Source organism: Actinomadura livida (genome assembly GCF_014648675.1).
GTDB classification, from domain to species: Bacteria; Actinomycetota; Actinomycetes; order Streptosporangiales; family Streptosporangiaceae; genus Spirillospora; species Spirillospora livida.
In genome coordinates, this window is the sequence record NZ_BMRO01000008.1 from 296322 (window position 1) to 322395 (window position 26074).

At 71.4% G+C, this 26074-nt stretch carries 30 protein-coding genes and 1 pseudogene; 18 read left to right on the plus strand and 13 right to left on the minus strand.

Features of this window, described 5'->3' with window-relative positions; translation table 11 throughout:
- Positions 1 to 734 precede the first annotated feature (734 nt).
- Positions 735 to 1904 (plus strand): acyltransferase family protein, encoded by a 1170-nt coding sequence (locus IEZ03_RS21025; protein WP_184880583.1) that lies wholly within the window; start codon positions 735 to 737, stop codon positions 1902 to 1904.
- A gap of 17 nt (positions 1905 to 1921) precedes the next feature.
- On the opposite strand, the gene IEZ03_RS21030 is transcribed toward IEZ03_RS21025, so the two are convergent.
- Positions 1922 to 2395 carry a carboxymuconolactone decarboxylase family protein gene (locus IEZ03_RS21030; protein ID WP_184880585.1) on the minus strand — a complete coding sequence of 158 codons (474 nt, stop codon included), beginning with the start codon at positions 2393 to 2395 and terminating at the stop codon, positions 1922 to 1924.
- 201 nt (positions 2396 to 2596) lie between these two features.
- Here IEZ03_RS21030 and IEZ03_RS21035 point away from each other — a divergent pair, with 201 nt between their 5' ends.
- A complete protein-coding gene (locus IEZ03_RS21035) occupies positions 2597 to 3229 on the plus strand; it encodes a TetR/AcrR family transcriptional regulator (RefSeq protein ID WP_184880587.1) in 633 nt (210 codons plus the stop codon).
- 154 nt (positions 3230 to 3383) lie between these two features.
- Here the strand turns inward: IEZ03_RS21035 and IEZ03_RS21040 are convergent, their stop codons facing one another.
- Positions 3384 to 4364, minus strand: a complete 981-nt coding sequence (locus tag IEZ03_RS21040; RefSeq protein ID WP_184880589.1) for a helix-turn-helix transcriptional regulator — start codon at positions 4362 to 4364, stop codon at positions 3384 to 3386.
- Between the two features lie 96 nt (positions 4365 to 4460).
- Between IEZ03_RS21040 and IEZ03_RS21045 the strand changes: the two genes are divergently transcribed.
- The gene (locus IEZ03_RS21045) at positions 4461 to 5021 is read left to right on the plus strand and encodes a DinB family protein (RefSeq protein WP_184880591.1); all 561 of its coding nucleotides are present in this window, start codon (positions 4461 to 4463) and stop codon (positions 5019 to 5021) included.
- 106 nt (positions 5022 to 5127) lie between these two features.
- On the opposite strand, the gene IEZ03_RS21050 is transcribed toward IEZ03_RS21045, so the two are convergent.
- On the minus strand, positions 5128 to 6147 hold the full coding sequence (locus tag IEZ03_RS21050; protein WP_184880593.1) for a TerC family protein: 1020 nt from the start codon (positions 6145 to 6147) through the stop codon (positions 5128 to 5130).
- 219 nt (positions 6148 to 6366) lie between these two features.
- On the opposite strand from IEZ03_RS21050, the pseudogene IEZ03_RS39020 reads away from it, so the two are divergent.
- A pseudogene (locus tag IEZ03_RS39020) lies at positions 6367 to 6903 on the plus strand (DUF2238 domain-containing protein); the annotation flags it as partial.
- Between the two features lie 42 nt (positions 6904 to 6945).
- On the opposite strand, the gene IEZ03_RS21055 reads toward IEZ03_RS39020, so the two are convergent.
- A complete protein-coding gene (locus IEZ03_RS21055; protein ID WP_184880595.1) occupies positions 6946 to 7308 on the minus strand; it encodes a DsrE family protein in 363 nt (120 codons plus the stop codon).
- 205 nt (positions 7309 to 7513) lie between these two features.
- Here IEZ03_RS21055 and IEZ03_RS21060 point away from each other — a divergent pair, with 205 nt between their 5' ends.
- The 4 genes from IEZ03_RS21060 (at position 7514) to IEZ03_RS21075 (ending at position 10321) form a co-directional block, all read left to right on the plus strand.
- Complete coding sequence (locus IEZ03_RS21060; RefSeq protein WP_132052263.1) at positions 7514 to 7999, plus strand: heme-binding beta-barrel domain-containing protein; 486 nt, start codon at positions 7514 to 7516, stop codon at positions 7997 to 7999.
- A gap of 340 nt (positions 8000 to 8339) precedes the next feature.
- Positions 8340 to 8756, plus strand: a complete 417-nt coding sequence (locus IEZ03_RS21065; RefSeq protein ID WP_184880597.1) for a Fur family transcriptional regulator — start codon at positions 8340 to 8342, stop codon at positions 8754 to 8756.
- Positions 8757 to 8765: 9 nt separating this feature from the next.
- On the plus strand, positions 8766 to 9752 hold the full coding sequence (ygfZ, locus tag IEZ03_RS21070) for a CAF17-like 4Fe-4S cluster assembly/insertion protein YgfZ (protein WP_184880599.1): 987 nt from the start codon (positions 8766 to 8768) through the stop codon (positions 9750 to 9752).
- Between the two features lie 80 nt (positions 9753 to 9832).
- Positions 9833 to 10321 (plus strand): hypothetical protein, encoded by a 489-nt coding sequence (locus IEZ03_RS21075; protein ID WP_184880601.1) that lies wholly within the window; start codon positions 9833 to 9835, stop codon positions 10319 to 10321.
- A gap of 19 nt (positions 10322 to 10340) precedes the next feature.
- Here the strand turns inward: IEZ03_RS21075 and dtd are convergent, their stop codons facing one another.
- Entirely contained in the window at positions 10341 to 10766 is a 426-nt protein-coding gene (gene dtd / locus IEZ03_RS21080) for a D-aminoacyl-tRNA deacylase (protein ID WP_184880603.1), read from the minus strand.
- A 32-nt stretch (positions 10767 to 10798) separates the two neighbouring features.
- Between dtd and IEZ03_RS21085 the strand changes: the two genes are divergently transcribed.
- Positions 10799 to 11626 (plus strand): beta-keto acid cleavage family enzyme, encoded by an 828-nt coding sequence (locus tag IEZ03_RS21085; protein WP_184880605.1) that lies wholly within the window; start codon positions 10799 to 10801, stop codon positions 11624 to 11626.
- A gap of 17 nt (positions 11627 to 11643) precedes the next feature.
- A complete protein-coding gene (locus IEZ03_RS21090) occupies positions 11644 to 12630 on the plus strand; it encodes an asparaginase (protein ID WP_184880607.1) in 987 nt (328 codons plus the stop codon).
- On the opposite strand, the gene IEZ03_RS21095 is transcribed toward IEZ03_RS21090, so the two are convergent.
- Both IEZ03_RS21095 and IEZ03_RS21100 read right to left on the minus strand, forming a co-directional pair.
- A complete protein-coding gene (locus tag IEZ03_RS21095) occupies positions 12617 to 13024 on the minus strand; it encodes a hypothetical protein (RefSeq protein WP_184880609.1) in 408 nt (135 codons plus the stop codon). The genes IEZ03_RS21090 and IEZ03_RS21095 overlap by 14 nt on opposite strands.
- 40 nt (positions 13025 to 13064) lie before the next feature.
- On the minus strand, positions 13065 to 14312 hold the full coding sequence (locus tag IEZ03_RS21100; RefSeq protein WP_184880611.1) for a CynX/NimT family MFS transporter: 1248 nt from the start codon (positions 14310 to 14312) through the stop codon (positions 13065 to 13067).
- 149 nt (positions 14313 to 14461) lie between these two features.
- On the opposite strand from IEZ03_RS21100, the gene IEZ03_RS21105 reads away from it, so the two are divergent.
- Positions 14462 to 14779 (plus strand): hypothetical protein, encoded by a 318-nt coding sequence (locus IEZ03_RS21105; RefSeq protein WP_184880613.1) that lies wholly within the window; start codon positions 14462 to 14464, stop codon positions 14777 to 14779.
- Positions 14780 to 14944: 165 nt separating this feature from the next.
- Here the strand turns inward: IEZ03_RS21105 and IEZ03_RS21110 are convergent, their stop codons facing one another.
- Positions 14945 to 16744, minus strand: coding sequence for a DUF2207 domain-containing protein (locus IEZ03_RS21110; protein ID WP_184880615.1), 1800 nt, complete (start codon positions 16742 to 16744; stop codon positions 14945 to 14947).
- Positions 16745 to 16852: 108 nt separating this feature from the next.
- Here IEZ03_RS21110 and IEZ03_RS21115 point away from each other — a divergent pair, with 108 nt between their 5' ends.
- From IEZ03_RS21115 to IEZ03_RS21135, 5 genes are all read left to right on the plus strand, one after another.
- On the plus strand, positions 16853 to 17863 hold the full coding sequence (locus tag IEZ03_RS21115) for a neutral zinc metallopeptidase (protein WP_229808443.1): 1011 nt from the start codon (positions 16853 to 16855) through the stop codon (positions 17861 to 17863).
- Between the two features lie 108 nt (positions 17864 to 17971).
- Positions 17972 to 18493, plus strand: coding sequence for a helix-turn-helix domain-containing protein (locus IEZ03_RS21120; protein WP_281399819.1), 522 nt, complete (start codon positions 17972 to 17974; stop codon positions 18491 to 18493).
- Positions 18490 to 18981 (plus strand): hypothetical protein, encoded by a 492-nt coding sequence (locus tag IEZ03_RS21125; RefSeq protein WP_184880617.1) that lies wholly within the window; start codon positions 18490 to 18492, stop codon positions 18979 to 18981. Before IEZ03_RS21120 ends, IEZ03_RS21125 begins: the two co-directional genes overlap by 4 nt.
- A 194-nt stretch (positions 18982 to 19175) precedes the next feature.
- Positions 19176 to 19535 carry a DUF2516 family protein gene (locus IEZ03_RS21130; RefSeq protein ID WP_132054354.1) on the plus strand — a complete coding sequence of 120 codons (360 nt, stop codon included), beginning with the start codon at positions 19176 to 19178 and terminating at the stop codon, positions 19533 to 19535.
- Between the two features lie 16 nt (positions 19536 to 19551).
- Entirely contained in the window at positions 19552 to 20283 is a 732-nt protein-coding gene (locus tag IEZ03_RS21135; RefSeq protein WP_184880619.1) for an alanyl-tRNA editing protein, read from the plus strand.
- 2 nt (positions 20284 to 20285) lie between these two features.
- Here the strand turns inward: IEZ03_RS21135 and IEZ03_RS21140 are convergent, their stop codons facing one another.
- The gene (locus tag IEZ03_RS21140) at positions 20286 to 20930 is read right to left on the minus strand and encodes a TetR/AcrR family transcriptional regulator (protein WP_184880621.1); all 645 of its coding nucleotides are present in this window, start codon (positions 20928 to 20930) and stop codon (positions 20286 to 20288) included.
- Between the two features lie 72 nt (positions 20931 to 21002).
- Between IEZ03_RS21140 and IEZ03_RS21145 the strand changes: the two genes are divergently transcribed.
- Positions 21003 to 23384, plus strand: a complete 2382-nt coding sequence (locus IEZ03_RS21145) for an MMPL family transporter (protein WP_184880623.1) — start codon at positions 21003 to 21005, stop codon at positions 23382 to 23384.
- Here IEZ03_RS21145 and IEZ03_RS21150 read toward each other — a convergent pair.
- The gene (locus IEZ03_RS21150) at positions 23373 to 24026 is read right to left on the minus strand and encodes a TetR/AcrR family transcriptional regulator (RefSeq protein WP_184880625.1); all 654 of its coding nucleotides are present in this window, start codon (positions 24024 to 24026) and stop codon (positions 23373 to 23375) included. The genes IEZ03_RS21145 and IEZ03_RS21150 overlap by 12 nt on opposite strands.
- Before the next feature lie 64 nt (positions 24027 to 24090).
- Here IEZ03_RS21150 and IEZ03_RS21155 point away from each other — a divergent pair, with 64 nt between their 5' ends.
- On the plus strand, positions 24091 to 24927 hold the full coding sequence (locus IEZ03_RS21155; RefSeq protein ID WP_184880627.1) for a class I SAM-dependent methyltransferase: 837 nt from the start codon (positions 24091 to 24093) through the stop codon (positions 24925 to 24927).
- 15 nt (positions 24928 to 24942) lie between these two features.
- Here the strand turns inward: IEZ03_RS21155 and IEZ03_RS21160 are convergent, their stop codons facing one another.
- The 3 genes from IEZ03_RS21160 to IEZ03_RS21170 are packed head-to-tail and all read right to left on the minus strand — an operon-like array spanning position 24943 to position 26071.
- Complete coding sequence (locus IEZ03_RS21160) at positions 24943 to 25332, minus strand: hypothetical protein (RefSeq protein ID WP_184880629.1); 390 nt, start codon at positions 25330 to 25332, stop codon at positions 24943 to 24945.
- Positions 25329 to 25568 carry a ribbon-helix-helix domain-containing protein gene (locus IEZ03_RS21165; RefSeq protein ID WP_131954661.1) on the minus strand — a complete coding sequence of 80 codons (240 nt, stop codon included), beginning with the start codon at positions 25566 to 25568 and terminating at the stop codon, positions 25329 to 25331. Before IEZ03_RS21165 ends, IEZ03_RS21160 begins: the two co-directional genes overlap by 4 nt.
- Before the next feature lie 29 nt (positions 25569 to 25597).
- Entirely contained in the window at positions 25598 to 26071 is a 474-nt protein-coding gene (locus IEZ03_RS21170; protein WP_229808444.1) for a MerR family transcriptional regulator, read from the minus strand.
- Between the last annotated feature and the right edge of the window lie 3 nt (positions 26072 to 26074).

Sequence of the window (26074 nt, forward strand, 5' to 3'; positions counted from 1 at the left end):
GGCGCAATTATATAGACGCTTGTATCGGCGAGCTGGTGCCGAACTCGTACCGAGACGGCATCGGGCTGCGAGTTCTCCTGTCCGTCGACGTGAGGAGGTGCGGGGGGCCTTCGCTATCGACGCGGCGAGGTGTCGTACATCGTGACTGGGTCGCATGCGCTCACCAGCGCAGATCCCGAAGACCTGGCCACCTTGAAACGCTCGCCGGTCCTCAGGCGGAGGCGCTCAGCGTGAGAGAGACCCGAGCGCTGATACGAAAGATCATTGAAGAAAGATGGATCCAAGCAAGGCTGCAACTCGGTGGCCATCCGAGATGGCGAGGAGTTCGCGGCCCCGGGCTCGCCATGGAGCCGCAACGACTTCGTTGCTCCGTGAAGAAGCTCACAAATAGTTAAGGACAACGACGTGTCTCGCCGAGGCTGCGAACGGCCCCGCTCGGCGGTGTGGGGGGTGAAAGCTCGGAAGGTGGTTCGGGTGGGGTTGGGATCGCGTAGCCTCCTTGTCACGCTGGTGTGGTGTGTGGGGCTGGCGGGTTGTAAGCGCGTGGTAGGGCAGGGGCGGGGTCTTCGCAGTGACGTGGTCGAGTCGATCCGGGTGTGCTCCTGTCGGTGGCAGGCGGGGCTCGCGGGGCGGCCGATGCGGCGGGGGCGGAGTTGGGCACCCGTGGTCAGCCGGTAACGTGGCCGAGCCAACGCGAAAATATCCCCGGTAGGCGGATCGAGACCCGGAGTTTCATGGGGTACGACGTCAAGCTTGTTAAGTCGGCCGAGGTTGCGGAGAGCAAGAAGGATCGGGATCCCTTCTTCGATAACGCCCGCTTTCTTGCCGTGGTCCTCGTCGTCGTCGGGCACACGGTGACCCTGTTCCCCCCGAATGACGCGACACATCCCGCGGTGCTGCTGCTGCAGACCTTCCGGATGCCGCTGCTGATCATCATCACAGGTCATCTGGCGCGCAACTTCGTGTTCGACGACTCCAAGGTGCGCGGGCTGGTGACCGGGCTCGCTCTGCCCTACCTGATATTCGAGTTGTTCTACGCCACCTACGCGTGGGCCACCGGTGCGGCCGCCTTCAACCTGCAGATCCTGCTGCCGACGTACCTGATGTGGTTCCTGATGTCGGTGATCATCTGGCGGTTGACCGTTCCGTTCTGGCGGAACGTCCGCTGGCCGCTGGCGATCGCCGTGGCGCTCACCCTCATCTCCTACACCCACGAGATGCCCCACGAGCTGACGCTCCGGCGGCTCCTCGCGCTGCTCCCGTTCTTCGTCCTGGGCGTGTGCCTGCAGCGCAAGCACATCAAGTTCCTGAAGAAGCCCGGGATGTCCGCGGTCGGCGTCCTCGTCCTGGCCGCGGGCGTCACCTTCTACTACACGGGCGGACGCTACGTCCCCGAGTACTGGACCTACTGGGACCGGGGCTACCAGTGGCTGGGCGTCAGGGCCTTCCCCGGAGTCTTCATCCACCTGGGCGTGCTGACCCTCGCGACGCTTCTCGCCGGGGCCGTCCTGTCGCTGGTCCCCAGCCGGCGGACCTGGTTCACCCCGTTCGGCACCAAGACCCTGTACGCCTACCTGCTGCACGGCCTCGGCGTCATGACCGTGGTCTACTTCGGTCTCCACCGGACCGCTTTCGTGCAGACCGTCCCGGGGGTGCTGATCAGCGCCATCGCGGCCGCGGCGGTGGCCACCCTGCTGTGCACCCCGCCGGTCGTCCGGGCCACCCGCTGCCTGATCGAGCCGAGGGCGGAGTGGCTGTTCCGCCGCCGCACCCCGCCGCCCCCGGCGCCCTCGAACCACGGCGGCTCGCGGACGCCGACCACGTGCAGCATGTCGGCCGGTGCGTCCGCGAGGACGCGGGCCATGGCGGGACGGTCGTCCCGCCATGGCGGTTCCTCCTCGTAGCCGCCGGGGCTAGGCGGTCAGTCCCACATGCCCGGCTCGTAGCCGCCGGCGGGCTGCCGGGTGATGACGTTCATGCGGTTCCACGTGTTGAGGAGGGCGATGAGGGACACCAGGGCGGCGAGCTGCTCCTCGTCGTAGTGCTTGGCGGCGTTCGCCCAGACCTCGTCCGAGACGCCGCCGGCCCCGTCGGCGATGCGGGTGCCCTCCTCGGCGACCTCCAGGGCCGCCCGCTCGGCCTCGGTGAAGACCGTGGCCTCCCGCCAGGCCGCGACCAGGTTGACCCGCAACGGGGTCTCCCCGGCATGGGCGGCGTCCTTGGTGTGCATGTCGACGCAGAAGCCGCAGCCGTTGATCTGGCTGACGCGGATCTTCACCAGCTCCTGGGTCGTGACCGGCAGCGGTGAGTTCCGGACGATCTTGTCGGCCGACTGGAGGTGCTTCATCAGCTTGGGCAGGAAGGCGGATGCGAAGTAGTCCAAGCGAGCGTCCACGGTGCTCTCCTTACGGTGTCGTCTGTTCACCCGTACTGACGGGGCGGCCCGGCTAGATGTGACACCGGGCGGGCACCGCGCACGCTGGCACGCGGCGGTCGAGCCCTGGTAAACGCCGGACTGAAGAAGCTTTCCGATGATTTGAGACGCCATTGGTCTTCGCCGCGCCTGACCTGGGCGTAGTGCGCCTAATGTGGCGGGATGTCCAATCTCATTCCACGTCAGCGCGTCATCGACGGCGCGGCCCGGTTGTTCGGAGAGCTCGGCTACGACAGCACGCCCCTGCAGCTCATCGCCGATGCGCTGGGCGTGAGCACCTCGACGATCATGAAGGTCGTCGGGGACAAGCGCACGCTCTACATGGAGGTCATGCGGCAGGCGTTCGAGGCGGAGTGGGAGATGCTGGACGCGGCCGTGGCGCAGGCCGGCGGCGGCCGGGCCGCGGTGCACGAGATCATGGACGCCTACTTGGACTTCCACGTCGCGAACCCGCAGAACCGTGCGCTGTGGGCGCACCGCTGGGTCGCCGACGCCGCCGACCTGTCCGAGCTCGAGGACCGCTATGCCCGGCCCCTGTTCGACCTGGTGGCCGCCAAGATCAAGGGCCTGGTGCCGCCCGACGTCGACACCTACTACCTGCTCGGCACGATGGTCTGGTGCGTGCACGGCTTCCTCGGCTCGGGCCTCCTCGACCGTCCCCGGGGCATCCGCAGGGCCGACGACCCGGTCGCCGTCGAGTCTTTCCGGCGGCACCTCCACGTGCTGATGGACCGCCTGCTCGCACCCCAGGCCCCGCCTCCGTCAGGCCGTCCCCGGGCGATGGCGAGCAACTGACCCGCCCACCGAAGGCCGCCCCCCGCGCGAGCACGGCCGGCCCCCGCACCCGGAAAAGCCAGAGTTCACCGGACGTCCGGCAACCGCGGCCGGTCCGAGGAACTCGACACCGTAGCGAGCGGCGACGCCCGCGATGCCGCGCCTCACACCGCCGTCAGCGCTCCGTCTGCCGGTGGGGGGATGCGGCGCGGGTGAAGCGTTCTCCCCAGTCGTCGAACTGGTCGAGCAGTTCCGGTGGCTCCACGACCTGGAAGTCGGCGCCGACCACGCCCATCGCCATGGTGGGCCAGTCCAGGGTGTCGGAGGTCATCCGCACCCGGCAGCGCTCGGCGTCGATCTCCTCGACGGCGCACCAGCGGCCGATCCGTTTCCGCACGTCGGCGGCCGGGGCGTCGACCAGCACCTCCACCCGGTAGGAGCGCGGCGGCTCCCGCAGGCTGCCGCTGACGAACTCGGCGGCGTCCGCGGCGGGCAGCTCGCGGGGGCGGAACCGGGCGCCGGTCCCGTCCGGGCCGCTGAGCCGGTCGACGCGGAAGCTGCGCCAGTCGTGCCGGACGAGGTCGTACGCGACCAGGTACCAGCGCCGTCCGACCGGCACCAGCCGGTGCGGCTCGACGTGCCGGTCGGACGCCCGGCCCTGGGCGTCGGTGTAGGCGAAGCGGAGCCGTTCGCTGTCGCGGCAGGCCAGCGCGATGGTGGTGAGGACGGCGGAGTCGATGTCCGCCCCGGCCGGGCGGCCCCACTCCGCGGGCACCGTCACCGCGCGCAGCGCCTCCACCCGGTGGCGCAGCCGCGCCGGCATGACCTGGACGACCTTGGCCAGCACGCGCACCGAGGACTCGGCGATGCCCGCCACCGCGCCCTGCGCCGCGGCCTGGAGCCCGACCGCGAGCGCGACGGCCTCCTCGTCGTCGATCACCAGCGGCGGCAGCGTCGCGCCCGCGGCCAGCTGGTAACCGCCCTCGATGCCGCGCTGGGCGTGGACCGGGTAGCCCAGCTCGCGCAGCCGGTCGATGTCCCGGCGCAGGGTGCGGACGGAGACGCCCAGCCGGTCGGCCAGCTCGGCGCCGGGCCAGTAGCGGTGGGTCTGCAGCAGGGACAGCAGACGGAGCGTCCGGTCGCTGGTGTTCGCCATGTCTTCGATTCTCCGGCACTTCAGGTCAGAAAGTGGCCGCTACGGTCCCTAACGTGGTGTTCGTCCGACGGAGCAAAGTGATCGAAGGCGGAGGCCATGACTGTGAACGCGACGACCGAGAACCCGGACACCCGTGACCTGGCCGCGCCGCCCACCGGCGAGCGCGCCGACCTGCTGACGATGCTGGCCAAGCACCGGCACTTCCTGCGCTTCACGACCCGCGACCTCAGCGACGAGCAGGCCGGGCTGCGGACGACCGCCAGTGAGCTGTGCCTCGGCGGCCTCATCAAGCACGTCTCCGCGACCGAGCGCGGCTGGGTGGACTTCATCCTGGAGGGCCCGTCCGCGATGGGCGACTTCGACGACATGACCGAGGAGGACTTCGCCCGGCGGGCCGACGAGTTCCGGATGCTGCCCGGCGAGACGCTGGCCGGCGTGCTCGACGCCTACGCCGAGGTCGCCCGCCGCACCGACCAACTGGTCGCCACACTGCCCGACCTGGACGCGACCCAGCCGCTGCCGAAGGCGCCGTGGTTCCAGGACACGCACCGGTCGGTCCGGCAGGTCTTCCTGCACATCATCGCCGAGACGGCCCAGCACGCAGGGCACGCCGACATCATCCGCGAGTCCCTGGACGGCGCGAAGACGATGGGCTGACCAACCGCGTCCCCGTCCACCAGATCCGTTGACTTGCGGCATGTTGTTGTTATCGCGGGCCGGATAACAACAACATGCCGCAAGTCAACGGTTTGGCGGCCGCGGGTCAGGGGTTGGCGGTGTTCTCCTCGCGGGGCTCCTTCTTCGTGGCCGCGCGGAGCGAGCCGGGCTTGGCCTTCTCCTCCGGGTGGGTGCGGACGCGGAGCAGGCTGGCGACGGTCGTCACGACCAGGATCAGGAGGATCACGCCCAGCGAGAGCGGCGTCGGCATCTCCGGGATCGACTTGGAGACGTCCTCGTGCAGGAAGTGCAGGATCAGCTTCACGCCGATGAAGATGAGGATCGAGGAGAGCCCGATCGTCAGGTAGACCAGGCGGTCCAGCAGGCCCTCGACGAGGAAGTACAGGGCGCGCAGCCCGAGTAGGGCGAACGCGTTGGCGGTGAAGACGATGAACGGCTCGCTCGTCACGCCGAACACGGCCGGGATGGAGTCGAGGGCGAACAGCAGGTCCGTGCTCCCGATGGCCACGAACACGATCAGCAGCGGGGTCGCGACGCGGTGGCCGTTCTCCCGGGCGAGCATCCGGCCGCCGTGGTAGTCGTCGCTGATCGGGAACAGCTTGCGGGCGCGGCGCACCAGGAAGTTCTCCTCGACGTCCGGCTCCTCGTTGCGGTGCCGGATGAGCTGGATCGCCGTCCAGATCAGCACCAGGCCGAAGATCAGGAACGTGAAGGAGAACAGGCTGATCGCCGCGGCGCCGACCGCGATCAGGACGGCCCGCAGGACGAGCGCGGCGGCGATGCCGAACAGCAGGGTCTTCTGCTGGAACTCGTCCGGCACCTCGAACCGCGCCATGATGATCACGAACACGAAGAGGTTGTCGACCGACAGGCTCTTCTCGACGACGTAGCCGGAGAAGTACTCCGTGCCCGCCGTCGAGCCGACGAGCATCCACAGGGCGAGGCCGAACAGCAGCGCGACGGCGACGTAGAACACCGACCAGAAGGTCGCCTCCCGCATGCCGACCGCGTGCGGCCGCCGGACGGCGACCAGGAGGTCGAGCACGAAGAGCCCGACGATCAATGCGATCGTCGCGGTCCAGGCCCATGCGGAAATGTCGACCATGCGGTGGCTCCACTCGGTGCGAGGTGTCGGCTGTCGTATATCCGTTCTGCGGCTGTTCTACCGTCGAATGCGCGGTGACACCCGGGAGACCGGGCGGCGGACGGAGCCTTACCAGGGCGTGAAGCGCACCCGGCCGCCCCTGGAACCGGGTGATTCACCCAGGTGCGGCTGAGTACTTGCGCCGATGTGGCCGCGGCGGGCGGGCGGCAGGCTGCGGGCATGGATACTTCGCGCTGGCGTCCCCTCGCCCTTCTCGCCAAGGCGGCCCTGGCCGCCCTCCTCGCGCTCGCCGTGGCCTTCCCCGAGTGGGACCGGTTCGCGGACAAGGCGATGGGCGTCCGCGTGGCCGCCTACCCCGCCGCCGTCATGCTCGTCACCCTGATCTGGGCGCTGCGGGGCCAGGGCAGGGCGTTCCCGTGGGACATCGACCTCCTCGTGACGGTCCCGTTCCTCATCGACGTCGCGGGGAACGCCGCCGACCTGTACGACACCGTGACGTGGTTCGACGACGCGTGCCACTTCGGGAACTGGGCGCTGCTCTGCGCGGCGGGCGGCCTGGCCCTGCGGCGCTGGGGCGGCATCACGTCCTGGACGCTCGCGCTGTGCTGCACCGGCATGAGCGCCGCGGCGGCGATCCTGTGGGAGTTCTTCGAGTACGGCGTCTTCATCCTCGACACCCCCGAGACCGTGTCCATCTACCGCGACACCATCGGCGACCTCATGCTCGGCCTCGCCGGTGCCACCGCGGCCGGTCTCGTCCTCGCCCTCACGACGGCTTTCACGACGGCCCGCGCCGCGTCAGTAGACGAGCGCCTGGACCCCGTCGGTCGTGATCTCCTCGACGAAGGTCGGCGCCCCGGCGATGCGGATGCCCGGGAGGACGTCGTCCGGGCCGATGTCGCGCCGGGCCGCGCACTGGGTGCAGAGGGTGACGCGCCCCGCGGAGAGGACCACGGCGAGAAGGTCGTCCAGGGGAGTGGCGTGCGGGAGTGAGAACCCCGCCGCCCGCCCCGGCAGCGCGAACCACGCGGACTCGCCGGTCAGCCAGAGGGAGACGGGCACGCCGCTCGCCGCGGCGGCGGCGGCCACCGTGAACGCCTGGTTGCAGCGCTCGGGTGCGTCGGCCCCCGCCGTGACCTTGATCACCAGTGGTCTCGCCATAACCGCACTCTAGCCCCGGTGCCCCCGTAGCATCGCGCTATGAGTGGGATGGTGAACGCCGGGATCCTCGTCCTCGTTCTCGGGCTGATGGCGGTCGCCGCCGTCCTGCTGGTGATCCGGCTCGGCCGGCTGAAGTAGCGGTCCGGCGGCGGGCGGACGGCGACCCGGCGGCGCGGCGGCGGGCGCGCCGCTACGCTCGGTGCCCATGGATCCTGAGCTGCACCCGGACCTTGAGCCGCTGAAGTTCCTCCTCGGCACCTGGGAGGGAGCCGGCGTCGGCGGCTATCCCACGATCGAGTCGTTCAACTTCGGCCAGGAGATGTCGTTCACCCACGTCGGGAAGCCGTTCCTCATCTACGCCAGCCGCACATGGATGATCGAGGAGGACGGCACGCTCGGGCGCCCGCTGGGCATGGAGACGGGCTACTGGCGGCCGCGTCCCGACCACAAGGTCGAGGTCACGCTGGCGCACCCCACGGGCATCGTCGAGATCTACGTCGGGAACGTGGCGTTCACGCGGGTCGAGCTGCACACGGACGTCGTCGCCCGCACGGAGTCGGCGAAGGAGGTGACGGGCGGGCACCGCCTGTACGGGATGATCGGCGAGGACCTCGGCTGGGCCTACGACATGGCGGCGATGGGGCAGGACCTCCAGTCGCACCTGTCCGCCCAGCTCAAGCGGGTCGGCTGAGGCTCACCCGCAGGCCCCCGGACATGAACGATCCCCGAACCTTCCCGCTCGGGCGGGTGATGGACAGGACGGGTCCATCGGTCCGGGGACCGGGTGTCTGCCTGGTATTCGCCGGTCGCCGTCGCGACCGGTTGCCACCGCCGGAGCGGCGGCGCCGAGGCGGGACGGCGACTAGCGGACAGCCACCTCGCGAGTCCTAGAGTCAATCATTTCTTGGACCACCTCCTTTCGCGCGTATCACGCACGCTATGCGAGCGCCTCGCGCGCAGGCAAGCCGGTTTTCCCTCGGCGGAATCCGCGGCGGGGGGCCGCACCCGGAACCGGGTTCTAGACTTGGGGCATGGTCGAGTCGTGGCAGGAGGAACTGCGGGCGAAGGGGTACCGCGTCACGCCCCAGCGCCAGCTGGTCCTTGAGGCGGTCACCAACCTGGAGCACGCGACCCCGGAGGAGATCTGCACCGAGGTCCAGCGCACCGCCCGCGGCGTGAACATCTCCACCGTCTACCGGACGCTCGAGCTGCTCGAAGAGCTCGGCCTCGTCAAGCACGCGCACCTCGGGCACGGCCCGCCGAACTACCACCTGGCGGCCGAGGCCGAGCACATCCACCTGGTGTGCCGCGGCTGCCACACCGTCCAGGACGTCGATCCGCGGGCGGCGACGGGTCTGGCCGACGTCCTGCAGCGCGATTTCGGCTTCGAGACCGACGTGCACCACCTCACGGTCTACGGGCGCTGCAAGGACTGCCGCGCCACGTAGCCTGGTGGCATGGAGAGCCCGCTGTTGCAGACGCCCGGAGCAGTCCCCGCCGACGCGCCCGACCAGGAGGTCGCCGCGCACTACGGGGAGCCTTCGCAGGAACAACGCGCCCTGGAGGACGGGGCGGCGTTCGTCGACCGGAGCAACAGGGGCGTCGTCCGGATCTCCGGGCCCGACCGGCTGAGCTGGCTGCACAGCCTGCTGAGCCAGCACCTCGACGCGCTGAAGCCGTTCGAGCCGACCGAGGCGCTGCTGCTCGGCGCCAAGGGCCACATCGAGAACCACCTCTTCCTGATCGACGACGGCGAGGCCGTGTGGGCGCACGTGGAGCCCGGGTCGGCGGCGCCGCTGGTGGAGTTCCTCGACCGCATGCGGTTCATGCTCCGCGTCGAGGTCGAGGACGTCTCCGCGTCCCACGCCGTGGTCACCGGCCCCGGCCCGGCCGAGCCCGGGACGCTCGCCTGGCCCGACGCCGCCGGGACCGTCACCCGCGTCGTGCCGCGGGGCGAGTTCCCCGAGGGGCTGCGCCCGGCGGGGATCTGGGCGTATGAGGCGCTGCGGATCGCCGAGCACCGGCCCCGGTTCGGCGTCGACACCGACCACCGGACGATCCCGCACGAGGCGGGGTACGTGGAGACGGCCGTCCACCTGAACAAGGGCTGCTACCGCGGGCAGGAGACCGTCGCCCGCGTCCACAACCTCGGCCGCCCGCCGCGCCGCCTGGTGTTCCTGCACCTGGACGGCAGCGTCGACCGGCTGCCCGCGCCCGGCGACCCGGTGGAGATCCCCGGCGGGCGGAACGTCGGGTTCGTCGGGTCGGCGGCGCGGCACCACGAGCTGGGGCCGGTCGCGCTGGCGATGGTCAAGCGGAACGTGCCGGTGGACACCGAGCTGCTGGCGGGCGGGGTCGCCGCGGCGCAGGAGGTCGTGGTGTCGCCGGACACCGGGGCGAACGCGCAGATCGATCTTCGCCGCCGGCCCGCGAAACACGGGTAGCTCACCGACCCCCGGGGCAATATCGTCTGATACAGACGATTTCTCACTGGATGCCGCCCGGGAAAGGTGGATTCCTACCGATGGTCCCGAACCTGGGGAGACAGGAGCCGCCGGCGGCACGGCGGGGTGCCCGGCGCCTTCCCCGCAGGGAGTCCGCGCTGCTGTGGTGGGCCCTGTTCGCCGCGTTCGCCGGGGCCGCCTGGTGGTTCCAGTCGTGGCGGATCGCGCTCCTCGGGTTGCTGACGTGGTGCCTGTACGAGTTCCTGCTCGTGCCGACGCTGTGCCGGGTGCTGAAGCGGCAGGGCCACCCCTGCACGAAGCGCGTCCGGGGCCGGCTGTTCGCCTGCGCCCCGAACCACCAGCAGCTGAAGAACGACGCGCTCTGGCGGCTCGCGGGGCTCCGCAACCCGTTCCAGAAGCGGGACGAGGACACCGACCCGGAGACCGGCGTCGTCGTCCACTCGCCGGACGTGCGCGGACGCCTCACCACGGTCGACCGCTCCATGGTCGTCCTCGCCGCCCTCGGCACCGTCACCACCCTCGTGGGGATGGTCTACGGCTTCCGCTGACCCCGTCCCAAGGTGCGCGTCAGATCTCCACGATCAGGGTGATGGGGCCGTCGTTGACGAGCGCCACCTGCATGTCCGCGCCGAACTCGCCCGTCTCGACCTTCGCGCCGAGAGCCCTCAGTTCGTTGACGACCGCGTCCACCAGGGGCTCGGCCACCGGGCCGGGGGCGGCGGCCGTCCAGGTCGGACGGCGGCCCTTCCGCGTGTCGCCGTAGAGGGTGAACTGGCTGACGACGAGCAGGGGGGCGTTGACGTCCGAACACGACTTCTCGTCCTGGAGGATCCGCAGGCCCCACAGCTTGGCGGCGAGCCTGCGGGCCTTTCCGGGGTCGTCGTCGTGGGTCACGCCGACGAGGACCAGCAGTCCCGGCCCGTCGATCGCGCCCACGACCCGTCCCTCGACGGACACGCTGGCCTGGCTCACCCTCTGGACTACCGCACGCATGGACGTGCATTCTGCCGCGTATTCTGCCGCGTATGGGAGCAACGACGCTCATCACGGTGGCGCCCACGGGCGCGGAGTCCGCGAAGTCGGACGTCCCCGCCCTGCCCGTCACCCTTGAGGAACTGGTCCAGACGGCCAAGGAGTGCGAGGCCGCCGGCGCGGCCGTGATCCACGTGCACATCCGCGACGACGACGCGCGGCCCACGCTCGACCCGTCCCGGCTGCGGGACACGGTGCGGGCGCTGCGGGAGAGCACGGGACTGATCGTCCAGTTGTCCACGGGCGGTGCCGTCACCGACCCCTACGAGGACCGGCTGCGCGTCCTGGACGCCGAGCCCGACATGTGCTCGCTCACCTGCGGGACGGTCAACTTCGGTGACGACGTCTTCATGAACCCCTGGCCGTTCATGGTGGAGCTCTACCAACGAACCCAGGAGCTGGAGGTCGTCCCAGAGTTCGAGTTGTTCGACCTGGGGCAGGTCGCGGCGCTGCACCGCCTCCTGGACAAGCACGGGCTCCCCTATGGGGGGCACGTCCACTGCGACCTGGTGATGGGCGTCCCCGGCGGCATGCCCGGGGACGCGCGGACGCTCGTCGCGGCCGTCGAGGCCCTGCCCGAGGGCGCGACGTGGTCGGCGACGGGCATCGGGCGGACGTCCCTGCCCGTGCTGTTCGCGGCCCTGTCGGCGGGCGGGCACCTCCGGGTCGGCATGGAGGACACGGTCACCTTCGCGAAGGGACGGCCGGTGACCGCGAACGCCCAGCTCGTGGAGCGGGCGGCGCAGGCCGCCCAGCTTGCCCAGCGCCCGCCGATGACCTCGGCCGACGCCCGCGCGCTGCTAGGCATCAAGGCCCGGTGACCGGGCAGGACGCACACATGATCAATCCTGTGCTCGCCGAGGTGGAACGGTCCGGGTTCGTGGAGTCCCGCCATCGCGGCGCGGCGGTCGGCCTCGCCGTCGACGGGTCGGTCGCGGTCCGCGCGGGGGACCCGGCCGTGCCGATCTTCCCGCGCTCGGCGAACAAACCGATGCAGGCGGTCGCGATGCTGCGGTCCGGGCTCGGCCTGGACGGGGAGCTGCTGGCGCTGGCCGCCGGCAGCCACTCGGGCGAGGAGTTCCACGTGGAGGGGGTGGAGAAGATCCTCGCCGGGGCCGGGCTGGGGGCCGCCGACCTGCGCTGCCCCGAGAGCTGGCCGCTGGACCCCGCCAAGCAGCAGGACGTCGCGCGGTCGGGCGGCGGGGCCTCCCGGATGCGCATGAACTGCTCCGGCAAGCACGCCGCGATGCTCGCCACCTGCGTCGCCGCCGACTGGCCGGTGGAGACGTACCTGGACCCCGGCCACCCGCTGCAGGCGGCGGTCCGGGAGACGGTCGAGGAGCTCGCGGGGGAGCCGGTCACGGCGGTCGGCGTCGACGGCTGCGGAGCGCCGCTCTTCGCCCTGTCCACGGTGGGGGTGGCGAAGGCGTTCCGCGCGCTCGTCCTCGCCGGGCCCGGCATGCCGGAACGGCGCGTCGCGGACGCCATGCGCGCCCATCCGCAGTGGACGTCGGGCACGCGGCGCGAGGAGCGGCGGCTCATGGAGGCCGTCCCGGGGCTGCTGGTCAAGTGCGGTGCCGAGGGGGTGGACGCGTTCGCGTTCGCCGACGGCCGCGCCGGCGCCATCAAGATCGACGACGGCGCCATGCGGGCCCGGACCCCCGTCACCGTCGCCCTTTTGCGCGCGCTGGGCGTCGAGGAGGGCCCGGCCGCGGAGCAGACGGACAAGGCCGTGCTGGACGAGTTGTCGATCGTCCAGGTCCGCGGCGGCGGCACCGTGGTGGGCGCCGTCCGCCCCACCTCGGGCCTCTTCACCGGCTTCTAGACGTTGTCGGGCTTTTGCCCTTCAGTGCCTCGAACTCATCCTTGACCACCGTCTGCTCGTAGAGGAGGCCGTCCGGCCACGGGTTCTTCGGCTCGCGGCCCGGCTGGGGGTTGTCGTGGCGGAACTCCTCGGCCTGCGACTCCTTCGAGGGCGGGTAGCTGTGGGAGAACATCCCGGGCCGGTAGGTGTACGTGCCGCCCTGCTCCATGCCGCGGTGGTTGTCCTGGTCGTTCCTGCGGTCCGGGTGGATCGGCCGGGACGACGCGGTCAGCATCATGTAGAAGCGGGCGATCAGCCCCACGACGGCGACCAGGGGAATGATCCACGCCCATACCCAGGGGCCGCGCGGTGCGGTCTCGGCCAGGGCCGGGTCCGCCAGGATCGTGGCGAGCATTCGGTCCACCTCCCGGTGGTGTTACGGGCCTCGCACGGGGTCATTCAGGGGTGTGTCCGCTAATTCCCGTGTTAACCGCATTGGGAGGTTCGTCCGCGGGGTCGCCGACCGTGCGGTTGCGGCCCGCCGCCAGTCCGGGCACGGCCATGACGATGACGACGCCGAGCACGCAGGCGATCGGAACGCTCCATCCGCCGGTGACGTCGTGCAGGGCGCCCACGCCGAGCGGGCCGAGCGCCGCGATGACGTAGCCGACGCCCTGCGCCATCCCCGACAGCTGGGCCGCGACCGGGGCGTCGTGGGCGCGCAGCCCGATGAACGACAGCGCGGTGGCGAACCCGATGCCCTGGCCCAGGCCGAGCACGACCGCCCACACCCACACCGACCCGATCGGCGCCCAGGTCACCCCGATGAAGCCGACGAACGTCAGCGTCGCCGTGGTGAGCACCAGCGGGCGCTGGTCGCGCGTCCGCCGCGCCAGCACCGGGACGGCCAGCGACCCCGCCGCCTGGATCGCCGCGGACAGGGCCAGGACGAACCCGGCGGACGTCTCGTCCATCCCGCGGTTCTGGCAGATCGTCGGGAGCCAGCCGAGCACGACGTACGCCAGCAGGGACTGCACGCCCATGAACACCGTGACGTTCCAGGCCAGGCCGGAGCGCCAGACCATGGCCGCCACGCCCCGCGACGACGCAGGTGGGGGCGCCGACCGCGCCGCGTGCGCCGCCCGGCGCGCCCGCGGCACCCACAGCAGCCCCGCCAGCGCCGCGGGGACCGCCAGCAGGCCCAGCGGCAGCCGCCACGACGAGTCGAACAGGTTCTCGACCGGCACCACCAGCCCGGACGAGAGGGACGCGCCGCTCGTCACGGCCAGCGTGTAGACGGCGGTGACCGTGGTGATCCGCGTCGGATGGTCCCGCTTGATGATCGAGGGCATCGCGATGTTGCCGATGCTGATCGCGATCCCGGCGACCAGCGACCCTGCGAACAGCGGGAACGGGGCGTCCAGCAGCCGCAGGAGCAGCCCCACGACGAGCAGCCCCATCGCGCTGACCAGCAGCGTCTCCGCGCGCGGCGCCCTGCCCAGGAACGGCGCGACGAGGCCGTACGCGCCGAAGAACAGCAGCGGCAGCGTCGTCAGCGCGCCGGCCGCCGTGCCGGACAGCCGGAACTCGTCGCTGATCTCGGTGAGCACCGGCCCGACCGCGGCGATCGCCGGCCGCAGGCTGACCGCCACGAGGACGATCATCAGCAGCGAACCGGCCAGCCCGGCGCGCCGCGCCGTCACGAGGCCCTGCCTGCTCCCACCGAAACCCCCTCAAGTAAGACGTCGGACATCATACGGGCGGGTCACCGCACTCCCGACGAGTACTCCCGCGGTCAACGGACGGTTAGCCGCCTGCCATCGGGTAGGGGCGAGAGCGAGGAGGTGCCGCCATGCTCGCCAGTTCCACCCGGCTCGGGGACGCCTACCTCTACGTCATCGCGCCCATCGTGATCTTCTCGGCCCTCGTCGTCTGGATCGCGATGACGCTGCTCACCTCGCGCCACCGCTGGAGCCGGCGCACTCCCGGCGGGCCCGCCGGGATGCCGCACCGGGGACCCGTCCAGGGCGGCGTGATCCGGGGCAGCCCCGCCCAGCGGACGCGCCGCGACCCCGTCACCCCTCCGGTGGTCCAGCGGGAGGAACGGCGGGTCCGCGAGGCCGAGCCGCCGTCCGCCAAGGGCGGGAAGCGATTGCGCAGGCGCCGGTGAGCATGCCCTCCATCGAGACCAGTTCCCCCGAGAACGCAGCGCCCGCCGGTATCGGCCCCTAGGCCCTGCACCCCGCCCGGCGGGCGCTGTCCGAGCCCGCGGTGATCGTCGAGACCCCTCCCGACGGTCACCGCGGGTCCGCCCCCCGGTGTGTCAGGGGCCGCGTCACATGCCGCGGGACTGCGAGATCGAGCCCGAGGTGGTGAGGGTGAACGTCCGCATCGACTCGGCGAACTTCGACAGGTCCCACTCGGCGGGGCCCTCGTACCAGTAGAGGTTGTCCGCGCCCTCGGCCCGCTCGCCCGCGTCCTTGACCGTCTCGGCCCACGTCGCGACGGTGTCGAACACGACCGCGTACGGCAGGAAGCGGGAGAACAGCGCGATCCGCTGCCGGGACGCCGTCTCGTCCTCGTCCGGGATGACGCCGCGTTCGAGGAACGCGCGGAAGCCGATCGTGTGCGCGAGGACGGTCGAGCCGCGCGCCGTCTTCGCGGGCATGTACTGGCCGCCGTACGCCAGCGCCGCGCCCGCGATGATCACCGCGAGCCCGGCGAGCGCCCATTCGGTGGTGAACGCCAGCGCGACGGTCCCGCCGATGCCGAGGACCGTGACGAGGAGGCCCGCGATCGTCCAGCGCGACCGGACGGTGTCGGGACGGCGAGCGAACCAGCCCTGCTTCACCACGTCGTCGTACATCGCGGACCTGACCTGGGCGAGCTTGGTGGCGAACGTCCCGCCGAGCTCCGACAGCTTCACCGAGTCGCGGGCGGTGCCGTCCGGGGCGGTCAGCAGCGCGTCCAGCAGGATCCGCTCGTAGGGCAGCAGGTCGGCGACGGGCCGCTCCAGCTTCCGCAGCGTCCAGTCGAGCCGGCCGGTGACGGCCCGGTCCTCCTCCTCGATCAGCAGGTAGCCGCGGACGGCGAGGTCGACGATCGTCGCGGTCACGTCGATGACGTCGGCCTGCTCGTCGATCAGCGTGCCGATCTGGCCGGGGCGCACCCCGTCCGGCGGCTCGAACTCCGACCCCGCGACCGGCGCGTGGTCGCCCTCCGCCGCCTTCTTGACCACGACGCGCGCGTCGCGCCCGCGCAGCAGGTAGAGGGCCGCGACGCCGCCGACGAGCAGCACCAGCAGCGCCGCGAGCGCGGAGCCGGTGACGGCGTTGACGGCGAACGCGGTCGCGACCGTGTGCCGCCGCTCGTAGATGGCCTGCCCGCCGGTCGTGCCGGCCGGCAGGCCCGCGACGACCGTGACGTACTCGCCGGGCAGCATCCCCTGCTGGGCGTAGACGCCCTGCGTGTGCGAGTGGTTCATGTAGTACTGCGTGCAGCCGATCGTGCTGCCGAGCGGCCCGGTGAAGCAGTTGACGTTGCGGATCGCCGCGCCGGCGTCCACGGTGGCGCGCGCCTCGTCCACCGGGACCTTCCAGCCGCCGATCACCGGCCAGCGCATCTCCTCGGCCTGCCCCATCCGGGTGATCGCGCCGCGCAGGTCGTACTCCAGGACGACCGTGTGGTCGCCGGTCAGCGCCTGCCCGCCGGCCACCTTGACGGTCGTCCTGGTGTCCTCGCTGGACGAGCCGACCTCCGAGGGGCCGCCGTCCGGGCTGCTCACCCGCAGGTTCGACAGCCGGTAGACGCGGTCCTCGGTCAGGCTCTCGTGCTCGCGCGTCGGGAACGTCCGCTCGAAGCCCTTCTCGCCGGCGAACCGGTAGACGATCGTCTCCTTGACGCGGACCACGCCGCCCTGGCCGGTGGTGAGGACGGCGTCCTCCTTCAGCACCCGGCCCTGCGCCGCCTGCCCTGCCTGCTCTGCCTGCCCCGTCTGTCCTGCCTGACCTGCGGCCGCTCGCGCGCCGGGCCCGGGCGCGGCCGCGGCGGTGCAGGTCATCACGGGCAGCAGGGCGACGGCCGACAGGATCGCGATGACCGGCCGTACCCGGAAGAACGGCGCAAGAGCAGACATGGCCGCAAATGGTATCGGGAATGCATGCGATGATTCACTGCTATGGCTGGTCAGTACCCCCCACCGCCTCCCCAGGGGCGGCCCCCGGCGCCCCCGTACGGCCGGCCCGTGCCCGGTCCGCCGGGCTACGGTCCGCCGGGCTACGGTCCGCCGGGATACGGCCCGCCTCCCCACGGGCCGCCGGGCCGCCCGCCCGTGCGGCCGCCTTATCCGCAGCAGTACCGGTACGTCCCGATGCGCCCGCCGCCGCGCCGCAGCGCGGGCGGGACGATCGCCGGCATCCTCGGCGCCCTCACGTCGGCGGCCGTCATCGCGATCCTCGGGGCGACGTTCCTCGTCGGGCAGGGCGGGGCCACCACCAACCGGCCCCCGATCTCGTCCGGGGGCGGCGGAGGCGGGTCCGCCCGCGAGCAGGCCGTCGGCAGCAAGCTCTACGAGACCGGCGCGCCGGCGCCGGTGAACTGCCGCGTGCCGGGCATCCAGCCGAGCAGCGCGTCGATGCGCCAGTTCATGAACGTGCTGAGCGACTGCCTCGACAACTCGTGGTCCCAGCAGTTCCGCAAGGCGGGAATCCGGTTCGACGAGCCCGACCGCGTGTTCTGGGACCAGCCCGGACGCAGCCCCTGCGGCACGTACCCTGCCCCCGGCGCGTCCGCGTTCTACTGCCCGGCCAACGACACGATGTACGTGGGCGTCCGGCACGTCGTGGAGACCTCGGGCGGTGAGCCGCTCTCCAACTGGGCGGTGTTCGCGCGGGTCATCGCGCACGAGTACGGCCACCACGTCCAGAACCGGGCCGGGATCCTGCTCTACGGGAACCGGTTGATGGACACCGGCGACATCGATCGGCGCAACGAGGCGAGCCGCCGCATCGAGCTGCAGGCGCAGTGCTTCGCGGGCGCGTTCCTCGGTACCGAGCGGGTCACGCTCCCGATGACGCAGGACCAGTTCAACGCCATGATCAGGGACGTGCGCGGCCGCGGCGACGAGCGGCTGCCGCCCGAGAAGCGCGACCACGGCTCGGGACGCCACTACGCGGGCTGGGTCGTCGCCGGCTACGAGGGGCGGCGGCTGGCCGTCTGCAACACCTGGACGGTGCCGTCTTCCAAGGTCAGCTGAGCTTTTCCCCCATTTCGCCCATCCTGTGCGGCGGCATGTGAGCGGACTCACCGCCGAGTGCTAGCTAGACTGCTTGCAATTGCAAGCACCATGACGCAGGGTGGAGACATGGCAAGTTCGAAGGTCGGCTCCATCGGGGAGTACATCCGGGAGCAGCGGACGCGGGCGAAGATCTCGCTGCGTCAGCTCGCCGACGTGTCCGGGATATCCAACCCGTACCTGAGCCAGATCGAGCGCGGGCTGCGCAAGCCGAGCGCCGAGATCCTGCAGCAGATCGCCAAGGGGCTGCGCATCTCGGCCGAGGCGCTGTACGTGCAGGCCGGGATCCTCGAAGACCGCGAGGCCGACACCGACGTCCAGGCGGCGGTCCGGGACGACCTGCTCCTCACCGAACGGCAGAAGCAGGTCCTGCTCGACATCTACGCCTCGTTCCTCAAGGAGAACGAGGCGGCGGGCATCTTCCCGGGCGGAGACGCCGAGCCCGAAGTCGGCGGCGACGCGGCCGAGAGCGAGGTGGCCGCACGGGCCGCCGAACGCGGCCGCGCCGGGCGAGTGCCGGACGCACCGGATGTCCCCGAACGAGCCATGCCAGAGCACACCGAACATGATGGAAAGGAAGAGGTCGGATGACGCTGGCCAGCAATTTCCGCGAGAGCAAGGCCGTGTACGCCGTGGCCGGCGCCGGTGACTTCGCGGTGGAGAAGATCCGCGAGGTCCCGGAGCACGTGACCAAGTACCAGGGCCGTGCCCGCGAGACCGCGACGAAGTACCAGGGCGAGGTCCGCGAGACGGTCGACCGCTACCGCGACCAGGTGCGCGGCACCGTCGAGCGCTACCGCGGCGAGGTCTCCCGCTACCAGGAGCGCGTCGACGCCAAGGACCTGCCCGGCGCGGCCGTCGCCTACGCGACGCACTTCGGCACCCGGGCGGCGGGGTTCATCGACGAGCTCGCCGAGCGCGGCAAGAAGGTCGTGCACCGCGAGGCCGTCGAGGTGGCCGAGCTGACCGAGGCCGAGGCGAAGCCGGCCGCGGGCGCGAAGGCCCGCACCTCCCAGGCGCGCAAGCCCGCGCAGGCGAGGACGCAGGCCCGCTCCACCACGAAGAAGAACGGCGCCTGAGCGCGCTTCGATCGGGGGCCCGGCCGGGAACACCCGGCCGGGCTCCTTCGTCTTCTCCCACAGGCGGCTCCGTTTTCGCCGGTGGAGGCGGGGCACCGGTCAACGCTGGACGGCGCGCATAGGGTTGGGGTAGTCAGACCCCGTGTGCGCGGCGTGGAGCCGCCGTCCGAAACGAGCAGGAGCGCTGATCGCCGATGTCGGGCTTCAATGTCCTGGACTACTTCTTCTGGCTGCTGCTGATCATCGCGTTCGTGATGGAGGCGTGGGCGCTGATCGACTCGCTGTCGGTCCCGGAGGGCGCGTACTCCGCCGCGGGCAAGTGGCGCAAGAAGATGTGGATGATCGTGCTGATCGTCGCGACGGTCGTGGGCGGCGCCCACGCCATCGCGCCCGGGGCGCTCGGCATCAGCCCGATCGGCCTGCTGATCGGCATCCTCCCGGTCGCCGCGTTCATCGCCGCCGCGATCTACCTCGCCGACGTCCGCCCGGCGGTCGCGCCCTACAAGAAGAAGAACGGCCGCGGTGACCGATCGGGTCCCTACGGCCCCTGGTGATCCCTAGGGTGAGCGCATGAGCGAGGTTCATGGGCGAACGACCCGGCTGGAACTGGACGACCAGGCACTGCGCGAATGGGAGGCCGTCGTCCTCGACGCGGGCCCCGAGGGGATCGTCCTCGACAGGTCGGCGTTCTATCCGGGCGGCGGGGGCCAGCCGCCGGACCACGGGGTCCTGCTGTGGCAGGGCGTGCAGACCCGCGTCGCCGGGGTGCGCAAGGGCGACGACCTGGAGCTGATCCCGGTGGAGGGCGATCCCGTCCCGCCGGTCGGCACCGTCGTGCGGGGCGCCGTAGAGGACGACCGCCGCACCGCGCTGATGCGCACCCACTCCGGCCTGCACCTGCTGTGCGGGGTGGTCTTCCGCGACTACGGCTGCCTCGTCACCGGCGGAAATATGGAGCCGCTGACCGCACGCATGGATTTCGACCTGCGCGAGGTCCCGTCCGGCTTCAAGCAGGCCGTCGAGGACGCGTGCAACGCCGAGGTCGAGGCCGACCGGCGCATCGACATCAAGACGCTCCCGCGGGCCGAGGCGTTCGAGATCCCCGACATCATCCGGACGGCGACGAACCTGGTGCCGCCCGAGGTGCAGGACGTCCGCATCGTGGACATCGTCGGACTCGACACGCAGGCGGACGGCGGCACCCACGTCGGCTCCACCAAGCAGATCGGCCGCATCCGGGTCGCGAAGGTCGAGAACAAGGGCCGCGGCTTCCGCCGCATCCGCCTCAAGATCGAGGACTAGCGCTAGAGCGACGGCCGGGTGAGGGCGTCGACCGAGGCGAGGCCGCGCTCCACGATGTCGACGGCCCGGTCGAGGGCCCTGCGCATCGACAGCGGGTCGTAGCCCTCGCGGCGGCAGTGCGCGACGACCGCCTGCATCCCGCCGATCGCCATGCCGGACGCGGCCACGGCGTCGACCTCCGCGAGGTCGGGGCACAGGTCGCGCAGCAGGGCCTCGATCTGCTCCTGGGTGTTCATCATCCGGTGCAGCGCCTGCGCCCGCAGGCCGGGCCGCTCCTGGATCAGGGCGATCTGCACGGCCCCGTACTCGCCGTGCTCGGCGACGAGCGCCTCCAGGACGTCGATGACGCTGCGCCGGATCGTCTCCATCGGCGTCTCGCCCGGCGTGCGGCGCAGCTGCTCGGACACCTCGGCGAGCCGGTCGTCGATCTCCGCGAAGACCACGTCCTCCTTGGACGGGAAGTAGCTGAAGAACGTGCGGGGCGACACGTCGGCCGCGGCGGCGATCTCCGCGATCGTGGTCTCCTCGTAGCCGCGCTCGGCGAACAGCCGCAGCGCGGCGGTCGCGATGGCCTGCCGGGTGCGCTGCTTCTTGCGCTCGCGCAGGCCCGCCGGCGCGGGATCGTGCTCGTCGGCCGTGCCCTGCATGTGACGGACGTTACCACGACTGCAAAGTTGCATCGGTTGCAAAAGTGCATGCAATAGGTGTTCTCTGCGAGTATGGGGCGATTCGCGGAGCGCGGCACGGCGGGGCGGTCGGACGAATCCGGCAGGATCGCGCGGTTCCTGGGCGAACTCGGCCGGTTCTGCGTGCGGCGGCGGCGCGCGGTCTTCGAGCTGTGGGTCGTCGCGATCCTCGGCGCCGGCGTGCTCGGCATCATGCACGGCGGCATGTTCGTCCAGCAGAGCTCCCTGCCCGGCACCGAGACCCAGCTCGCCCTCGACTCGCTCGCCGAGGACTTCCCGGCGATGACCGGGCCGACCTCCACCGTCGTCTTCCACGAGACTCCTAGGGCCGGCCCCGCGGACTGGCGCGTCGCCCTCGCCATCGGCGAGTCGATCGACAACATCTCCAGGCTCGACCGGGTCGCGTTCGTCGAGAACCCCTACGTCCAGGGGATGGGCGGGCTGAAGTCGGACGACGCGGTCGTCGTCCGGCTCAACTACGTCGGGACGATGAGCGACGTCAGCAAGGCCGACCTCGACGAGCTGAACGAGGCCGTCGAACCGGCGCGGATGGCCGGGGCGGACGTCAAGTTCGGCGGGATCGTCTCGATGCTCCTCACCCAGCCGGAAGGCGGCTGGCAGGAGGGCGCCGGGATGCTGCTGGCCATGGTCGTGCTGCTGCTCGCATTCGGGTCGTACTTCGCGGCGGGCATCCCGATCCTGGTGTCGCTCTGCGCGCTGGCCGTCTCGTACTCGCTGATCCATTTCCTGGCGTCGATGTTCGAGCTCGCGCCGACCGCGCCGATGGCCGCCGCGATGCTGGGCATCGGCGCCGGGATCGACTACGCGCTGTTCGTCGTCACCCGCTACCGGCAGCAGCTCGCCGAGGGCGACGACGTCGAGACGGCGGTCGGGCGCGCGATGGCGCACGCCGGGCACGCCGTGGTCTTCGCCGGCGGCACCGTCGTGTTCGCGATCTGCGGGCTGTTCCTCTCCGGGATCGCGTTCGTCGGGAGGATCGGCATCACCACTGCCCTGGCCGTCACCATGATGGTCGTCGCCGCGCTGACCCTGCTGCCCGCCATCCTGGGGTCGCTGGGGGAGCGCATCGACCGGTACAAGCTGCCCCGCACCCGGCCGGACCGCAGCTCGCAGCGGTGGATGACGTGGGGACGCCACGTGGACCGCAACGCCTGGCCGTACGCGATCGTCGCGACGCTCGTCCTGCTGGCCCTGTCGGTGCCGACGCTCAGCCTGCGGTTCGGGGTGATGGCCGACAGCATGGCGTCGCCCGAGATGGAGTCCCGGCAGGCGTACGACATCGTCGCCGAGGAGTTCGGCGCCGGGCATTTCAGCCCGTTCGTGGTCGTCGCGAAGGTGCAGGAGAAGGGGGAGCGGGAGAAGCCCGAAAGGGCGGTCCCCACGGTCGACGGGATGCAGGGGCTGGCCGGCCTGACGGGACCCGCCGCTCCGCAGGCGACGTCGTCCCCGTCCCCACCGGCCGAGGAGTCCCGCCCGAAGGGCGCCCCGGACCCGGACAAGAAGCCCGACGAGCGGGCGGTCCTCCTCGGGCAGGAGCTGCAACGCGTCCTGTCCGAGGCGCCCGGTGTCGTCCTCGCCGGCGAACCCGTGGTGACCGGGACGACCGCCGTCGTGCGGGTCACCCCGCGGGACGCGCCGCACGCCGAGACGACCACCGACCTCGTCCACCGGCTGCGGAACGTGGAGCTGGCCCAGGTACGGGCGGACAACCCCGGGGCGGACATCTACCTCGGCGGCGAGAACCCCGCGATCATCGACATCGCCGAGACGGTCGGGGACCGCATGCCGACCGTCGTCGTCGCGGTCGTGAGCGTCGCGCTGCTGCTCCTCGTCATCGCCTTCCGGTCGGTCATCGTCCCGATCAAGGCCGCGCTGATGAACCTGCTGTCGATCGGGGCGTCCTTCGGCGTCGTCACGGCGGTCTTCCAGTGGGGTTGGGGGGTCGGGCTGCTGGGCCTGGACCAGGCCATCCCGATCATGTCGTTCGTGCCGCTGTTCATGTTCGCCCTGGTCTTCGGGCTGTCCATGGACTACGAGGTGTTCCTGCTGTCCAGGATCAAGGAGGAGTACGACCGGACGGGCGACCCGCACGAGTCCGTCGCGATCGGCATCGGGGCCACCGCGCGGCTGATCAGCTGCGCCGCGCTCATCATGATCTTCGTGTTCGCCAGCTTCGTCCCGCAGCCCGACCCCACGATCAAGATGATGGCCCTCGGCCTCGCGGTCGCCGTCGCGGTGGACGCCACGATCGTCCGTCTCGTCCTCGTGCCCGCACTGATGAGCCTGCTCGGCCACGCCAACTGGTGGTGGCCCGGCCGAGGCCGCCCCACCCCGCCACCGCCACCGGCCCCGGAGCCGGACGCCGAGCAGCTGGCGCTGGAGCTAACGCGCTGACCCGCCCTCCCCGGCGGTGCCGTCCAGCAACTGGGTGCGGAGCGTGCCGTACACCCACCGCTCCCACCGGTCCGGCGGCCACCCGCGGTCGCGGGTCAGGACGAGGAAGAGCTCCGGGCTGAGCAGGCCGTAGAGGACGTCCGCCGCCTCGCCGGCGGTGACCGACGCGCGGGCGCCCGGCTTCCCGGTCAGCGACTCGGCGGCCGTCGCGATCACCGTGTACCGGGGGTCGTCCCGTTCCGGCCACATCTCCCTGATCTCCGGGTTGGTCGCCGCCGCGGCCCGCACCATCTCGTTGACGGCCGCGACGCGCTCCAGCGTCCCGCGGGTGCCGGCGACCAGCGCGGCCAGCGCCGCCTCGGCGGTGGCCGCCTCCGTGACCTCCGCGAACCACGCCCGGCCCAGCGTCGGGACGGGCTCGTCGTCGCCCGCGATCGCGACGTCGACCAGCGCCTTGAGCAGCGCGGGCTTGTTCCGGAAGACGAAGTAGATCGTCTGCACCGCCACGCCCGCCCGGTCGGCGATCTCCTGGAGCTTCGTCGCCCCGTACCCCTGCTCGACGAAGAGCGCGCCGGCCGCGTCGATGATCCGCCGCCGCGTCTCCCGGGACTTCTCGTCCCGCCGCCGCTTGACCTCAGCCATGGTTGGAGCTTATATCTAAAGTTCGACTCTAGAGGTGAGATCTAGTGAAATGAGGGAGTGGGACATGCAAGGCATCGTGAACCGGCAGCAGGCGGAGGCATGGAACGGGTGGGAGGGGGCGCACTGGGCCGAGCACCCGGAGCTCTACAACGGGATGATGGGCGAGTTCAACGCGCCGCTGTTCGCCGCCGCGGGTGTCGCGTCCCGCGACCGGGTCCTCGACGTCGGCTGCGGAACCGGCCAGACGACGCTGCTCGCCGCGCGGCGCGCCCACGACGGCAACGTCGTCGGAATCGACCTCTCGGCCCCGATGCTGGAGCGCGCCCGCCGCGACGCCGCCGCCGAGGGCATCGGGAACGTCGCCTTCGAGCAGGGCGACGCGCAGGTGCATCCGTTCCCCGACGGCGGGTTCGACGTCGTCCTCAGCCGCGGCGGCGTCATGTTCTTCACCGACCACGTCGCGGCCTTCGCCAACCTCAGGCGGGCGCTCGCACCGGACGGCCGGCTGGCGGTCCTCGGCCCGCGGCCGGGCGGCCCGGACACCGCCTACGCCCGCGCCACCGCCGCGCTCTCGCCGTTCCTGCGCGAGGCGTCCCCCGCCGCGACGGGCATGGGATCGCTGCTCGACCCCGCCCGCATCCGGGAGGTGCTCGCGGCCGCGGGGTTCACCGGCATCGACGTGACCGCGGTCGACGCCCCCATGACGTTCGGCGCCGACGCGGCGGCCGCCGCCGACTTCCTCTTCTCCATGGGCCCGACCCGCCACAACCTGCGCGACGTGGACGCGGCGTCCATCGCCCGCATACGCGGAGAAGTGCAGGACGCCCTGACGGAGTTCGAGACCCCGGACGGCGTCCGCATCCCAGGCGGGGTCTGGCTGACCACCGCGTCCCCGGCCTAGCCCGGTACGGGGCGGTTACGGGATTTGTTCTACGCGGACGCCTGGGACGCTCTCGTACACGTCGGGTTCCGCGGTGATCAGCGGCCAGCGCCGCCAGCGGGCGGACCAGGCGGCCTGCGCCGCGTCCATGCCCAGGTTCGGGTTCGCGGTGACGAGCAGCCCGGTCTGCTGGGCGATCACGTCGTCGAGGTCGTCGACGTGCACGACCTGCATGCCGGGCAGGCGTTCGAGGACGGCCCGCCCGTGGTCGGGGACGATCTGCCAGGCGCGGGCGAGTGCCGTGGCCGGTATGACGATCGTGGCGTGCTGGGCGATCGAGGCGCGCAGCCGGGCGCGGACGTAGATCGTCTTGCCGGTGGCGAGGTCCAGAAGAGCGGTCGCGTCGAAGACGTGACCGGTTATCACGCGACGTCCCGGTTCTCCGGGGTGCCGCGTTCGACGAGCCGGTCCACCATGGCCTGCTCGTCCGGGCTCGGCGGCCCGAACAGGTCGTCGATGGTGGACGCGTCCCGCAGGAGGGCCAGCTTGAGCCGCGCCCCGTCCGCGAGGAACCCGGACACCGAGGCGATCTTCTTCTCCTCGGCGAGCCCCTGCAGCGTGGCGGCAAGCTCATCCGGAAGCGTGATGTTGAGTCTCGCCATGGGGGTCACGATACACACTCTCGCGTCCTTCAGTGTGTACTCGGTGGGTGGAGTGCTGGGTGTTTGCTCCCGCTTACGACGGCCATGTCGGCCTGACCGTGGCCGCCGTCGCCTTGGCTCCGCGCACCCTCGACGCGCTCCGCCAGCATCCGCTCGAAGTTGGGGCATTGGGTGAAGTCTTCGTGGTCGCAGTCGAGGGCGCCCTCAAGGAGTTCTAGGGACGCCTGCGCGGCCGCGATGCGGGAGCGGAGCGCCTCGGCCTCCTTGCGGAGGACGTCCCTGCGCTTCGCCGGATCGGTGGCGGGGGTCAAGACGGCGATGTTCTCCAGGGAGAGCCCCGCGTCCTTGGCGCTCAGGATGAGAGCGACCCGCGTGAGGTCGGCGGGGCCGTAACGGCGGCGGCCCGCGGCGTCGCGCGCCGGTGTGAGCAGCCCCATCGACTCCCAGTGGCGCAGGACGTGCGTGGCCAGGCCGAAGTGGTCGGCCAGGAGGCCGATGCTCATCGG